At 57.4% G+C, this 14,137-nt stretch carries 8 protein-coding genes; 5 read left to right on the top strand and 3 right to left on the bottom strand.

The window, feature by feature from the left end; genetic code table 11:
* Positions 1-7: 7 nt before the first annotated feature.
* From ACIX8_RS19910 to ACIX8_RS19900, 3 genes are all read right to left on the bottom strand, one after another.
* Complete coding sequence (locus tag ACIX8_RS19910; RefSeq protein ID WP_014267184.1) at positions 8-688, bottom strand: response regulator transcription factor; 681 nt, start codon at positions 686-688, stop codon at positions 8-10.
* Positions 689-1,070: 382 nt separating this feature from the next.
* The gene (locus ACIX8_RS19905; RefSeq protein ID WP_014267183.1) at positions 1,071-2,507 is read right to left on the bottom strand and encodes a sensor histidine kinase; all 1,437 of its coding nucleotides are present in this window, start codon (positions 2,505-2,507) and stop codon (positions 1,071-1,073) included.
* Entirely contained in the window at positions 2,504-3,211 is a 708-nt protein-coding gene (locus tag ACIX8_RS19900; RefSeq protein WP_014267182.1) for a response regulator transcription factor, read from the bottom strand. The genes ACIX8_RS19905 and ACIX8_RS19900 overlap by 4 nt, the downstream gene beginning before the upstream one ends.
* Positions 3,212-3,336: 125 nt before the next feature.
* Between ACIX8_RS19900 and ACIX8_RS19895 the strand changes: the two genes are divergently transcribed.
* The 5 genes from ACIX8_RS19895 to ACIX8_RS19875 all read left to right on the top strand — a co-directional run bounded on the left by ACIX8_RS19895 (position 3,337) and on the right by ACIX8_RS19875 (position 14,054).
* Positions 3,337-4,128 carry a hypothetical protein gene (locus ACIX8_RS19895; RefSeq protein ID WP_014267181.1) on the top strand — a complete coding sequence of 264 codons (792 nt, stop codon included), beginning with the start codon at positions 3,337-3,339 and terminating at the stop codon, positions 4,126-4,128.
* Positions 4,129-4,193: 65 nt separating this feature from the next.
* Entirely contained in the window at positions 4,194-5,522 is a 1,329-nt protein-coding gene (locus ACIX8_RS19890; protein WP_014267180.1) for a TolC family protein, read from the top strand.
* Positions 5,523-5,536: 14 nt separating this feature from the next.
* Complete coding sequence (locus ACIX8_RS19885) at positions 5,537-6,760, top strand: efflux RND transporter periplasmic adaptor subunit (protein WP_014267179.1); 1,224 nt, start codon at positions 5,537-5,539, stop codon at positions 6,758-6,760.
* A gap of 61 nt (positions 6,761-6,821) precedes the next feature.
* Positions 6,822-9,980, top strand: coding sequence for an efflux RND transporter permease subunit (locus ACIX8_RS19880; protein WP_014267178.1), 3,159 nt, complete (start codon positions 6,822-6,824; stop codon positions 9,978-9,980).
* A gap of 339 nt (positions 9,981-10,319) precedes the next feature.
* The gene (locus ACIX8_RS19875) at positions 10,320-14,054 is read left to right on the top strand and encodes an alpha-amylase family glycosyl hydrolase (protein ID WP_014267177.1); all 3,735 of its coding nucleotides are present in this window, start codon (positions 10,320-10,322) and stop codon (positions 14,052-14,054) included.
* Positions 14,055-14,137 lie beyond the last annotated feature (83 nt).

Genomic DNA, 14,137 nt, shown 5'->3' with positions numbered 1-14,137 from the left:
TGTCCCTCTACTCCGTCACGAACATATAACCCGTGCCGTGAATGGTTCGGATCAGGGGAAGTTTATCGTGCGTCTTGTCTTCAAGCTTGGCGCGCAGTCCGTGGATATAGACGTCGAGCGTATTTTCCTTTACATCCGCCAGATATCCCCAACCTGCTTCAATCAACTGGTCTCGTGAGGTCACCATGCCGCTGCGCCGCATCAGGGCATCGAGCAGCTCAAACTGCTTGCGCGTAAGGTAGATCTCTTTTCCGCCACGTATCGCGACGCGGCGGCTTCGATCCAGGGTAATTCCTCCGGCAAGCACCACTGGCGGCTCGACCGCAGGCTGCATGCGCCGTGCGATGGCGCTTACGCGCGCCAGCAGAATCTCCAGCAGAAATGGCTTGATTAGGTAATCGTCAGCGCCCATATCGAAGGCCTGCAGGATCTTGGGGACGGCATCCACAGCGGTCAGCATCAGGATCGGGGTCTTGCAGCGGCGCGCCCGCACCTGCTCTAGAACCTCGAAGCCATCCATGCCGGGCAGATAGATATCGAGCAGGGCGGCGTCGTATCTTCCGTTCAACATCATCTCGGCGCCTTCCCTGCCATTATGGGACAGGACGACCTCGTGCCCGTTCTCTCGCAGACCGCGCTCGACCAGTCCCGCGATCCTCTTATCGTCTTCAATGACCAGCACATTCATAGGGCTACTGTTAAAGCTATGTCACAGCTGCCAAACGAATATGAAAATCGTGTGAACGACGTTCAGGGGAGGGCATACAGGGATTGCCACCCATAACATCTTCGATCCCCCACAGAAACGTCATCCTGAGCGAAGTAGCTCGCGCACTTTGCGAGCTGCGCAGTCGAAGGACCCCGAGGGTTGCAATCTTGCCTATATCTCTTGCACCTTTTCTACCTCAAGCGTTCGAGCTCGGATCTGTGTGCTAGAAAAGGTCCTGACACCATAGGCAAGATAAAGTCTCCCGGGGTCCTTCGGCTCCGCGCCTCGCAAAAAAGCGCGAGGCGCTACGCTCAGGATGACGCCTCGTTGGGGAACATGAAACATCTATCCTGGCTTCGTTCTAAACGCTCTTCTTCGCCTGCCGCATGATCGGCAGATCCACACAACAACGCGCCCCACTCGCAACAGCCTCATCGAAGAAGATCTTCCCGCCATTCCGCTCCACCGCAAGCCTGGCGATAGAAAGCCCAAGCCCCGCCCCGCTATTCGGAGATACCCTCTTCGATTTCCCGGTAAAGAACCTCTCGAACACTCGTTGATGCTCCCCCGCAGAGATGCCGGGACCGGAATCATGAATGCACACCCGCTCCATCTCAACAGCAGACGACTGCACCCGCGAATAGCGAATGCGGAGCGTGGAACCAACGCCCGAGAACTTTACCGCGTTATGCAATACATTCAACAACGCCACCCGCACCAGGCTGCGGTCCGCGAAGATGACCTGTCGTGCATGGTCATCCTGCTCCTGCTCCACGATCATCTGCTTCTCGTCGGTAACGACCTCCAGCAGCAATAGAATCTCGTCTACAAGATCAGGCAGAAGAAACTCGTCCATCGCCTCAAGCTGTGCGGCTTCAGCCTTCGAAAGCATCAGCAGCCCATCGATCGTCTGATCGAGACGAACCGTCTCTTCAAGCATGCTGCTGATGGCTTCGCGATAGCCTTCTTGATCCTCAGCTTCCTGTAGCGCAATCTCTCCGGCAGCGCGAAGAGAAGCTAGAGGTGTTCTGAGTTCGTGGGCCGCATTTGCCGTGAACCGCTGTAGCTGAGCGAAGGCCTGTTCTAAGCGTTGCAGCAGGTGATTGAGGACTCTCGCCATGTGGCCGAGTTCATCGTGCTCGTTCTCGACGACGACGCGCTCCTGCAGATTGCTGGCCGTGATCTGCTCCGCGCGTGCGGCCATCAGGTCCAGCGGAAGGAACGCACGTTTGGCGATGCTATAGCCCGCGAATCCCGCGATCACCAGGCCGACCGGCATGGCCACCAGCAGGAGCAGGAAGAACTGAAACATCCGGTCGCGGAGAGGCACCAGGCTGTACCCCAGCCGGATGAGCACCTGTCTCCCTCCGATAGGATGCAGGTGGCTGATGACCAGCACATGCGTTCCATCGGCGAGTTTGATGGCGCGTTCGTCGAACCCATTTCCTCCTTCATTAGGCCGGGAGGGACCGCCGAGCGAAAGACCATTCAGGGTATCGGTCCGATAAAGCACGACACCGGACAGATCGCGGACCTCCATCAACCGATCTACCAGCAGGTGCGAGCGGGGATGCGAGTAGTAGTCCTGCTGCAGGTGGAGCTGTCCCTGCGCGTCGAAGAACAGCAGACCTTCTACGGTCTCGACATCCTGGACCTCATCGTGAAACATCTGGTGTTCCAGCAACCCGTACTGGAAGATAAATACGACCGAGATGTAGACCACGAGAATCGCTGCCAGAAGGGCGACGTACCACACGGTAAGCCGTGTCCGAATAGGGCTGGAGGCCAGCATCTTCATGGCTTGGGCTCCCGCAGAATGAAACCCACGCCGCGAATGGTATGCAGGAGCTTGGTCGTGAACGGGTCATCCACCTTGCGGCGCAGCCGGGTCATTTGCACGTCGATGACGTTGTCGAGTGGTGTAAATCTTGAATTTTCCTTCCACACATCCTTCGCCAACATCTCTCGCGACACGGCGCGTCCGCGATTTTCCGCCAGATAAAGCAACAGGTCGAACTCGCGAGTAGTGAGGTCGAGGCGGACCTCCGATCTGCTGGCCGTGCGGCTCTCGGTGTCCAGGGCAAGATCGGCGATGCGCAACAGTCCAGCCGATGCGGGAAGCGGCATACGACGCAGAAGGGAACCGATGCGGGCGAGTAGTTCAGGGAATGAAAAAGGTTTGCCGAGATAATCGTCCGCGCCCGCATTCAGGCCTGTTACCCGGTCCTCGGGAGTGTTGTTGGACGTAAGGATCAGGATGCGAATATCCAGTGCCTGCGCGCGAATCTGCTGCAGGATCTCGAGACCGTTGCGCTGAGGAAGATGCAGGTCCAGCACCAGGAGATGGGGGAAGAGCTTATGCACCAGAAAAAATCCCTCTTCTCCCGTGCGTGCCACGCTGACGTCATATCCGGCTGCCTTGATGCCGCTGACGAGCGCATCCGCCATCTTCCTGTCGTCTTCAACTACCAGGACGCGCCGCGTTGTCAGGTCTTTCTCCACTATGACGATGATGTCTTACCCATCTCTCAGGAGCAAGTAGATGGCACGAAATGTCAGGGAGTTGTAAGCAGGATGTAAGGGGATTGCGTGGTCAACTCAGGGTGTTGAAAGGACGGAGTTGACCTATGAAACTTCATTTTCTAATCGCAGCCTCCCTTTGCTTCACCCCTGTGTTGATTGCACAGACCGGCCATGCAGCAACGTCGGGAACGTTGTCTCCAAAGACGACGCTGCCTATCGTTTTCAAAAGTGGTTTGGACGCCAACCATGCACATGCAGGCGACGTGGTGCATGCCAGAACGACTCAGAGCGTTGCGCTCTCCGACGGGAAAGTCCTGCCTGCCGGTGCTGAGGTTACAGGGCACGTAATTGCCGCTAATGCTTTTGCTTTAGATAAAACACCCTATGCCGTGCAAAAGCAGTCGAGCCTTTCGATTCGATTCGACACCATCAGCTCAAACTCCGCCACTTTCCCCCTGAATGTGTACGTTCGGGCCATCGCGGATCCTGTCACCTCCTGGGGCGCAAGAGAATCGACAGGCACTGACGACACGCTGGCCACCGTCACGCAGATTGGCGGCGACGTGTTGACTCCCTCGCAATCAGAGGTCGTCTCGCAGGACGGAGATATCGTTGGCTACAATCGGCGCGGTGGTGTGTATGCCCATCTCATCGCAGCCTCCGGAAACGCTCCGAACGGATGCGACGGCAGTGACACGGAAGTATCGGTGGGAATCTACTCCGCGTCCGCCTGCGGTTTGTACGGCTTCACAGGCACCAGGCTGCAGCAGACCGGAAAGACTGGGGAGCCTTCGACCCTCGTGCTGACCTCCAACCGTGTCGCGCCCAAAGTCTGGAAGAACAGCACGGCTTTACTGGAGGTTCTGTCGCAAGACCAGGTAGTAGCCACGCGCTAGGCCGCTATCGCAGAGCTTGCGTTTCAACGAATCTGGAGACTTACTGCCGAAAAGGTTTTGTCCTGATGCCTATTGCAAAACAGGGTGACACTCTGTTGAAGAGTGCCACCACAATTTTCCTCTGCTTCCTCTTCGCGATAGGGCATGCACAGCAGCCAGCTCCCGTGGTTGCTGCTCCGCCGCTTACACTCGGGCAGGCAGAATCGATCGCTCTCGCCAATCAGCCCCGGATGCTTGCTGCTCAACTGCGAGCGCGTGCTTCTGCGGAACGAATCCGCCAGGCCCGCTCCGCTCTTCTGCCCACGGTTGGATTCAACGCCACGGGTGTTCGAGTCGCCGATACAGGCACCTCGACGGCAGCAGGCGCAATCACTACTTCGTCGATCTCCGACCGCTTTGCCTACGGTGGAAGCCTCGTCCAACTGATTACGGATTTCGGCAGAACCAGTGCGTTGATTGCCAGCTCGCGATCGTCCGCAGAAGCACAGCGTGACCTTGCAACGCTGACTACAGCACAGGTGCGGTTGAATGTCCGCGAGGCGTACTTCGAGGTGCTCGGCGCAGAGGCCGTGCTGCATGCAGCACGCGAGGCGCTCGACAATCGCAAACTGATCTCACGACAGATCAGAGCACTGGCTCAAAGCGAACTTCGTTCGACCCTTGATGTGAACTTTGCGGCTGTCCTCCAAAGTGAAGCGGAGTTGGCAGTCGTGCGGGCCGAAAGCACTGTCGAACAGCAACGCGCTCATCTGGCAAGTGCGATGGGACAGCAACAGCCTGTCGTTGCCCCTCTGGAAGAGGTAGACCTGCCTGCGTCGCTCGCTCCCGATCCTGCTTCGTTCCTCTCTCTCGCAGACACGCAACGCGCCGACCTCAACGCAGCGCAAGCCCAGCAGCGTGCCGCGGTCCAGTTTGCACTCTCGGAGAAACGGTTGAGCTATCCCACGCTCAGCGCGGTGGGATCTGCCGGGGAGGTGCCGTTCCGCGACCATACCCTGCACGATAACTACGCTGCAGCGGGCTTCAATCTCAACATTCCGGTCTTCAACGGAGGCCTCTTTGCGGCTCGCCGTAGCGAGGCCGAGCTTGAGGCCAATGCGCGTGCACGCGATGCCGACGAGGTAAAGCTCGAAGTCAACGAGCAGGTGAGGGACGGCTGGTATCGCGCCAACGAAGCCTTTCGCAGCCTCGATGTCTCCGCACGGCTCGTAGCCCAGAGTAAGGAAGCTCTGCGTCTGGCACAGGCTCGCTATGGTGCCGGATTGGGCAGCATTGTGGAGCTCAACGAAGCGCAGTTGAACGAAACCTCCGCCGAGATCGATGCGGCCGACTCCAACTACAGCTATCTCGCCCGTCGCGCCGAGTTGGATTACGCGGCCGGCCTCTTGAACTGAAAGGACCTCTCGACATGGCTCTTTGCCGACGACTGCTGGCGCTCGTCACGCTGACTACAGGTGCCGCATGCCTGTTGACCTCTTGCCATCAGGCCACTCCTGTTGCTGCTCTCGATGTGCCAGGCGTTCCCGTTGCCTCCGTCGCTCCGGCGACGCTGACCAACGACCTGGTCCTGACGGCCGAGTTTGTGCCTTACCAGGATGTCGACGTGATGGCCAAGGTGGCGGGCTATGTCAAAAACATTCGCGTCGATATCGGCGACCACGTTCGGCAGGGCGATCTGCTTGCCACTCTCGAGGTCCCCGAACTACAGGACGAAATGGCAAAGGCGAACGCCGGTGTCGCTGCGGCACAGGCGAACGTCGTTACAGCAAGGGGAGCGATTCAGCGAGCCCAGGCTGAAGCGAACATCACGCATCTCTCTTTCCAGCGAATTCAGGATGTTCTAACCAGAGAGCCTGGCCTGGTTCCGCGGCAGGAAGTAGATGTCGCGCAGTCGCGTGACCTTGAGGCTGCCGCGCAGCTTGCCGGTGCGCAGTCGGCGCTCAATGCAGCTCTGCAGACAAAGTCGCAGGCTGAATCCGAGCTCTCTCGCACGAATGCGATGCTTCAGTATGCGAGCATCCGCGCTCCTTTTGCCGGGGTCATCACCAAGCGCTATGCCAATACCGGCTCCATGATCCAGGCAGGCATCTCGTCACAGACCCAGGCCATGCCGGTGGTGCGACTGGCAGAGAACAGCCTTCTTCGCCTGATGCTGCCTGTACCAGTGAACGCAGTTGCCGAGATTCATGACGGGCAACCGGTCGATGTGAATGTCGTTACCTTGGGCCGAACCATCAAGGGCAAGATCACACGCTATGCCGACTCCTTGCAGGCTTCGACCCGCACGATGGAGACCGAGGTTGACGTGCCGAATCCAGACGGCAAGCTCGTTCCCGGTATGTATGCGGAGGTCCATCTACATCTCGCCGATCATCCCAATGTGCTTAGCGTTCCTGTAGATGCGATCGATGGCCTTGGCAGCAGCGTGCAGCATGCCTATGTCGTTCGCGGAAACGAGCTGCATCTGGTGAGCGTCACAGTGGGTCTGCAGACACCCACGCGTGTCGAGATACTCTCCGGTCTGAGCAGCGGTGACCAGGTGGTTGTGGGCCGCCATAGCGGACTCTCCGACGGAGAAAAGGTAGACGCGCATCCCGCGAGCTACGAGGCCAACGGCACCAGCCGTAGCTGAACTGTCCACTCGATTCAGCTCTCCATTCAGCTAACCGATCCAGAGCGAGGAAGCCGGAACTATGTCGGGATTTGCGATAAAGAACCCATATCTGATCGTTGTTCTGTGCCTTGTGGTGATGATCCTCGGCACGGTCAGCACGGGCAGCATGGCGGTGGATATGTTCCCGCCGATCAATCTGCCGGTTGTCGCGGTGGCTACCTTCTACTCCGGCATGCCTCCGCAGCAGATCGAGACCAACATTACCTATCATCTGGAGCGCCAGTTCACACTCGCCAGCGGCATCGATCACATGGAGTCGCGTTCGCTGCCGGGTGTAAGTCTCGTCAAGGTTTACTTCCGTGCCGGCACCGATCCCGATGCAGCGGCGGCGTCCATCTCTACGCTTGCCATGAGCGATATGAAGGATATGCCGCCCGGCACCTATCCCCCAATCGTTCTCAAGCAGGACGCTTCGAGTCTTCCCGTTGCTCTGGTGACGCTGAGTGGCGCTGGGCTGAACGAGAGCACGCTCAAAGACATTGGGCAGAACTTTGTACGCAACCAGTTGGCCGGTGTGCCCGGTGCGTCCGTGCCGCAGCCCTTTGGCGGCCGCTGGCGTCAGATCATGCTGTATACCGATCCTTACAAGCTGGAGGCGAACCAGCTTAGCCCGATGGATGTCGTGCGGTCGGTCAACGATGCCAATGTGATTCTGCCCGCGGGCGATGTGCAGATCGGTCGTTATGACTACAACATCTATACGAACTCCATGTTGAAGGGGCCTGACGACATCGCGCAGGTTCCGATCAAGATGGTCGGTCAATCGCCGGTCCGTGTGGGCGATGTGGCCGTGGCCAAAGACTCGTTCGGTTTGCAGTACAACATCGTGCATGTCGATGGCCTGCGTGCCGTCTATCTGCCCATCTTCAAGCAAGGCGGAGACTCCAATACGATCGCTATCGTCAACGGCGTACAGACGACGCTCAAGAAGCTCTACGACGTCCCGCCTTCTCTGGAAAGCAAGATCGTCTTCGATCAGTCGCGATTCGTAAAGACCGCCATCGAAACATTGCTGCATGAGGGAGGGGTTGGCCTTTTTCTCACCTGCCTGATGATCCTTATCTTTCTTGGAAGCGTGCGTGCGACCATCGCCGTGTTCTTCTCTATTCCCCTGTCCCTGCTCACTACCTTCTTCATCCTTCATTTGGCAGGCAGTTCGGTGAACAGCATGATCCTGGGCGGTTTGGCACTGGCGTTGTCGCGTCTCATCGATAACTCCGTTGTCGTCTTGGAAAACATCTTTCGGCATCTTGAAGGCGGCGAGTCACCGGTGGTCGCCGCCGAAAAAGGAGGAAGGGAAGTCGCCCTGCCGGTACTCGCCGGCACTCTCACTACAGTCGTCGTCTTCTTTCCTGTGACGCTGCTTTATGGGGTAAGCCGCTTTCTCTTTTCGGCCCTTGCTCTCGCCGTCGTGATCTCTCTCTTCGCCTCGTACTTCGTCGCGCTCACGGTTGTTCCACTCTTCTGCGCCCGGTTCATCAAGAGCGCTCATGGAGACGTTGTTCACGAATCTGCGGAGACCGAAGAGATGATCCCCGCCGATCCGGCAGTCAAACCCGGCCTTGCCGCGCGCTTCAACGCACACTTTAGTGCTGCCTTTGAAGCTCTCCTGCACCGCTACGACCGTCTTGTGGCGCGCGTCCTCGATTGGCCACGCGCTACGCTGGTTGGCTTTGGTGTTCTATTTTTGCTGAGCCTGTTGCTGTTTCCTTTGTTGGGGCTCTCCTTCTTTCCCCGAACGGATGCCGGCCAGTTCGTCATTAATTTCAAAGCCCCTTCTGGAACCAGGCTCGACGATACCGAGCAGGAGACCACGCGCCTCGAAAATCTCATTCGCAGCATCGTCTCAAAACACGATATGGGGATGATCGTCTCCAATATAGGCGTCGATCCCGGGTTCTCGGCGCTTTATTCTCCGAACTCGGCCATGCACACCGGCTTCACGCAGGTAGCGCTCAAGCCCGATCATACGATCAGCAGCTTCAAGTACATCGACGAGGTCAAACGCAAGATTGCTAACCAGATGCCCGAGCTGCAAGCGTTCTTTTCGAGTGGCAGTCTTGTAGATGGCATTTTGAATATGGGATCACCTGCCCCCATCGACGTACGAGTCGCCGGCAACGATATAAACGCCGACTACAGCGTGGCGCAAGGAATCGCTGCGCGAATCCGGGCCATTCACGGAGTCGCCGATGTCTATATTCCGCAGGATGTCGACTATCCCTCGCTTCGGCTGTCGATCGATCGCACTCGCGCCAGCGAACTGGGCCTTACGGAAAAAGAGGTGGTTTCAAACGTTATTACCGCACTGACTTCCAACCAGATGATCGCTCCCAGCATCTGGATCGATCCCAACAGCGGTAATAATTACTTCCTGACAGTCATGTACAAGGAAGGCCAGGTCAAATCGATCGATGACCTCAAGGCGATTCCGCTGCATGGCGTCAATGTGACGCAGCCCACACGCCTCGATATGGTGGCTACGATTCAGCAGTTCAATGCTCCTACCGAGTTGGATCACACGCAGATCCGGCGGGTGATTGATATCTATGTGCGTCCTGAGCATGAGGACCTTGGCCACATCACGCGAGAGATCCAGCACATCGTCGATACCACCCAGACGCCGCATGGAATGGAGGCAACCCTGACGGGCAGCGTCGAATCCATGTACGCTTCCTTCCGAAGCTTCGCCATCGGTCTTACGCTCTCTATCCTTCTGCTGTATCTCATCCTTGTAGCGCAGTTCCGGTCGTTTCTCGATCCCTTCATTATTCTGCTGGCGCTGCCGCCCGGCATCACCGGCGTATTGATCGCTCTTCTTCTCTGGGGGACGACGCTCAATGTCATGTCTCTCATGGGCGTCGTCATGTTGGCAGGCATAGCGCTTTCCAACAGCATCCTGATCGTGGAGTTTGCACATCATCTGTTGAAAGAGGGAATGGCTGTTCGCGAGGCGATCATTACCTCTTGCCGCGTTCGGCTGCGGCCCATTCTGATGACGTCTCTTGCGACGGTCATCGGTCTGCTGCCCATGGCGCTCAAGCTTGGTGAGGGCAGCGAATCGTATGCCCCACTGGCCCAGGCGTTGATCGGTGGCCTGACCCTTTCCGTTCTCCTCACCGTCTTCCTCGTGCCTGCCGGTTTCTTCCTCGTCTATCGGTCTAAGGTCCAGGGCTGACGGTTCCACGGGGCAAGGCCCTACAATCGGGAATACTTATCCGTAACGGGGTGACTCGATGCAAACCATGGAGCAGTCCTTGCATCCGTTTGATTAGGATGGTGGCTGCCGGTAAGCTGAACGATCCAGCCGGATCGAGTAGAAAAAAGAGACTGCTCATGGAGAGCCTCTTTCCGGAAGGAAATGTCTGGGCCCATATTTTGCATCAAACCTATAGGTATCGCTGTCCGGAACTCAGATGTCGCTCTATGGCGCGCCCACTTCGCGACCGAACTATCTCTGACTCTGAGACGCTCTAAACAGCTAGCAGGCGAAATATCGCCAGAAGGGCCATTCTGAATGGAATTTCACATTTCCAAAAAGACCCGAGAACGATTGAATTTAGACGATCTGTTGTTCAGTTTTACCGGGAATGTGGTTTTTGCGAACGTCGCTGCCAGCCGGAAGCTCGCCCAGCAGCTGAATGAACTCCAGGGAGCGGAGGCTTCTCCCGAAAAGATCATCAACGCCGGCGCGCTGTTCGCAATGGGATTGATCGACGAGTTGAGCCATGCGCTCGTTGCCCGTTATCGCCTGGAGAAAGATCCGGCTGTGCTTGCCGAAGCGGTTCGTTGGTTTGGCAAGCAGGTTGTTACCCCCATCCAACTGGAACGGCTGCTCCTTGCCTTCACGGAGCAGTTTCCGACTGTCGCCGTGTATCGGGGTGAGTTGACTGCCAGCCAATGGCTGCAGGGAAGTACAGAAGGGATGCCCAACCGGGAGGCCGCTTTCGAGGAGATGATGCTCCTCTGGCTGGCAAACAGCAATCCGGCGCTTTCTTCCTTCCGCCTGTTGTTTGAGGACCGGGAACTTAAGCAGCAGACAGCCTATAAAGGTGTCACCACGAATCTTCCGAACTTCTTCGTCACCCGGCCTCCGATGGCTCCTGGCCTGGGAAGCCTGTTGGACGCTTTGCGGGCACCGATGCTTGCCTCGCCCGATTCTCTTACCGGCCAGTTGGATTTCATCCGGGAGAACTGGTCTCAGTACCTTGGCGAAGACTTAAAGAGGGTGTTGCTCGCGATCGATATTCTTCGCGAAGAAGAAGTCGCCATTTGGATGAGGTTCCATCCGGCCGGCCCGGACAGGCATCGCCACGGACCTAATGGTCGCACCGGAGAAGGCTTCGTCGGAGACGAGTTTATCGGCTTCGACTCGGAGTTCATCACCGATCCGGACGGCACAAAGCGTCGCCGTTATGCGGAAGGTTATCAAGCGCCCCTGAACGAGTACGAAGCCTTCAGCGCCGATCAGGCCTGGATGCCCACCGTTGTCCTGATTGCCAAGAGCACCTATGTCTGGCTGGAGCAGTTGTCCAAAAAGTATGGCCGCCACATCCATCGGCTGGATCAGATTCCCGATGAAGAGCTGCATCTGCTGGCTACTCGAGGCATCACCGGCTTGTGGCTGATAGGCCTGTGGGAGCGGAGCTCCGCTTCAAAGACGATCAAGCGGCTTCGGGGTAATAGTGACGCCGTAGCTTCCGCTTATTCGCTGAAGGATTATCGGATCGCTGACGATCTGGGTGGTGAAGCGGCGTACGAGAATCTGCGCAATCGGGCTGCCAGGGCTGGCCTTCGGCTGGCAAGCGACATGGTTCCCAATCACATGGGGATCGATTCAACGTGGGTGATCGAGCATCCCGAATGGTTCTTGTCGCGTTGGGAGAGTCCGTTTCCGGCGTACCATTTTGAGGGGCCGGATCTTTCCAACGACAGTCGCGTCGAGATCAAGATCGAAGACCACTACTACGACCAGACGGATGCAGCCGTTGTGTTTCGTCTGCGCCATCATCGTGACGGCAGCACTCGCTACATGTACCACGGTAACGATGGAACGACGTTTGCCTGGAACGATACCGCGCAGTTGGATTACTCCAAGGCCGAGGTGCGGGAGCATGTCATTCAGGTCATTCTGGATGTCGCGCGCCGCTTCCCGATTATCCGGTTCGATGCGGCGATGGTGCTTGCTAAGCGCCACGTGCAGCGTCTCTGGTTCCCGCTTCCCGGCGCAGGGGGATCGATCCCCTCGAGAGCAGAAAATGCCATGTCGCAAGAGGCGTTCGATGCCCTGATGCCGCACGAGTTCTGGCGCGAGGTCGTTGACCGTGTTGCTGTGGAAGTGCCCGGAACGCTGCTTCTCGCCGAGGCCTTCTGGCTGCTGGAGGGCTACTTCGTTCGGACCCTGGGCATGCATCGCGTCTACAACAGCGCGTTCATGAACATGCTGCGCGACGAGGAGAATGCCAAGTACCGGTCGTATCTGAAGAAGACGGTGGAGTTCGATCCGGACATCTTGAAGCGCTATGTGAACTTCATGAGCAATCCGGACGAGCGGACTGCCATCGATCAATTCGGCTCAGGAGACAAATACTTCGGGGTCTCCGTCCTGCTCGCTACCTTGCCGGGCCTGCCCATGTTCGGCCACGGCCAGGTCGAAGGCTACACCGAACGCTATGGCATGGACTTCAAGCAGGCGCGGCTGGATGAGCATCCGAACGAAGACCTGATCGCGCGGCATCAGCATCAGATCGCTCCGCTGCTCAAGAACCGCCAGCTCTTTGCCGAGAGCACCAACTTCGTGCTCTATGACTTCTGGAACAGCCACGGTACGGTAGACGAAAATGTCTTTGCCTACTCGAACCGCTCCGGTGACCAACGCGCGATCATCTTCTACAACAATAGCTATGGCTCGACCTACGGCACGATCCACATGTCGGTCGGATTTCTGGAGAAGTCCAACGGCTCGCTGCAGCAGAGGAGCCTGAGTGATGGGCTGGCGCTGCCGCATGACGAGAACATCATTATCGCCTATCGCGATACGGTTCTTGGGCTCGAGTATTTGAGGAGAGCGTCCTCTTTTCGGGATCAGGGACTCTCTCTGGCTCTACGGGGATACCAACATGCTGTGCTGTTGAATTGGCGCGGGCTGCAGTCGTCTGCAGCGCAGCCCTGGGATCGTCTGTGCGATGCTCTGAACGGTTCGGGGGTTTACAGCGTGGATGAGGCGCTTTCGCAACTTCGCCTGCAGCCTCTGGTAGATGCTTTGCGCCAGACGGTCAGTGTGGCGAATGTGCAGGCATTCTCGGGCGTGGCAAGAGACCTCATGATTCAAATCCAGGAGGTCAAGGCGGAAGCTGAACCGAGCGTTCTTCCGGTCGCGAGCGAAGAGCAGATCGTAGAGTCTCAGATTGAACCTGTCGTAAACAGCAGCGACATCCTCGATTCAAGATTCGATGATTTCATCGCCAAGGTGCCTGTCTTTGTTCAGACAGCGATGGAGCTCTCGCAGTTGGGAGCGATGGGAGAAAGAGCTGAGGCAAAGGCTGTCACGGAGTCTGCAAGAGCCGAATCAGAAGACTACGTTGCGATGGCGCTGGCCTCCGTTCATCTTCCTTACCTGGTCTCAGGCTTTCCTGAGACCTTAGAGATCGCTGTCCGCTCCGTACTTCCTTGCAGTGACATCAGCATCAATTGCCGAGAGGTATGGGGATCTGTACTCGCATGGATCGCGCTCGGCGCACTTTCTTCGCCGGCCTCCGGACTTGTTCTCTACGATGAACTCCAGTTGCGGAGAGCGCTCGCGGAGATGTCTTCTGCTCTGGGGGTAGAGGGCGAGCAGGCATGGAGAGTAGCGGCTCAAGCACGGGTCCTGCTCAAGATGAACTCCGAGGGCACCTATCTGGCTGCCATCTATTCGGAAGAGTTCTGGCAAGATCCCGATGTTCGCTGGCTCGCCGGAATCAATGAAAATGGGTACTTCAACAAGGAACGCTTCGAGGCGCTCATCTGTTGGCTTCAACTGCCTGCTTTGATCGAGGCAGCCGGAAGCCCGTCGCCCCTGGAGACCGCCGCCGAGATCGCTACGATTGTCGAAGAGGTGGCCCGCGCTGCTGGGAGCGTCTCCTATGATGTGAAGCTTTTCCTTAACCTCGTCTCCGTGAAGAAGAGTAAGAAATCGCTGTCCGGCCACTCCTTAGGAAAAAAGTCTTCTTCCGATTTAGCTTCTTTAGAGGTTGTAGGAAAACGCAGCTGAGAAACCAAATTGACGCTATCGTGGATGCCCCTCTATCAAGAGGGGCATCTGATCGAGAACTTCTTCACTAACCTCAACTAGTT

Source organism: Granulicella mallensis MP5ACTX8 (assembly GCF_000178955.2).
GTDB classification, from domain to species: Bacteria; Acidobacteriota; Terriglobia; order Terriglobales; family Acidobacteriaceae; genus Granulicella; species Granulicella mallensis.
This window is presented reverse-complemented; position numbering and strand designations above follow the sequence as displayed.

What these genes read in the sequence shown, in the direction of transcription:
- ACIX8_RS19910 (WP_014267184.1), bottom strand. Translation starts at nt 688, where the DNA reads ATGAATGTGCTGGTCATTGAAGACGATAAGAGGATCGCGGGACTGGTC.
- ACIX8_RS19905 (WP_014267183.1), bottom strand. Translation starts at nt 2,507, where the DNA reads ATGAAGATGCTGGCCTCCAGCCCTATTCGGACACGGCTTACCGTGTGG.
- ACIX8_RS19895 (WP_014267181.1), top strand. Translation starts at nt 3,337, where the DNA reads ATGAAACTTCATTTTCTAATCGCAGCCTCCCTTTGCTTCACCCCTGTG.
- ACIX8_RS19890 (WP_014267180.1), top strand. Translation starts at nt 4,194, where the DNA reads ATGCCTATTGCAAAACAGGGTGACACTCTGTTGAAGAGTGCCACCACA.
- ACIX8_RS19885 (WP_014267179.1), top strand. Translation starts at nt 5,537, where the DNA reads ATGGCTCTTTGCCGACGACTGCTGGCGCTCGTCACGCTGACTACAGGT.
- ACIX8_RS19880 (WP_014267178.1), top strand. Translation starts at nt 6,822, where the DNA reads ATGTCGGGATTTGCGATAAAGAACCCATATCTGATCGTTGTTCTGTGC.
- ACIX8_RS19875 (WP_014267177.1), top strand. Translation starts at nt 10,320, where the DNA reads ATGGAATTTCACATTTCCAAAAAGACCCGAGAACGATTGAATTTAGAC.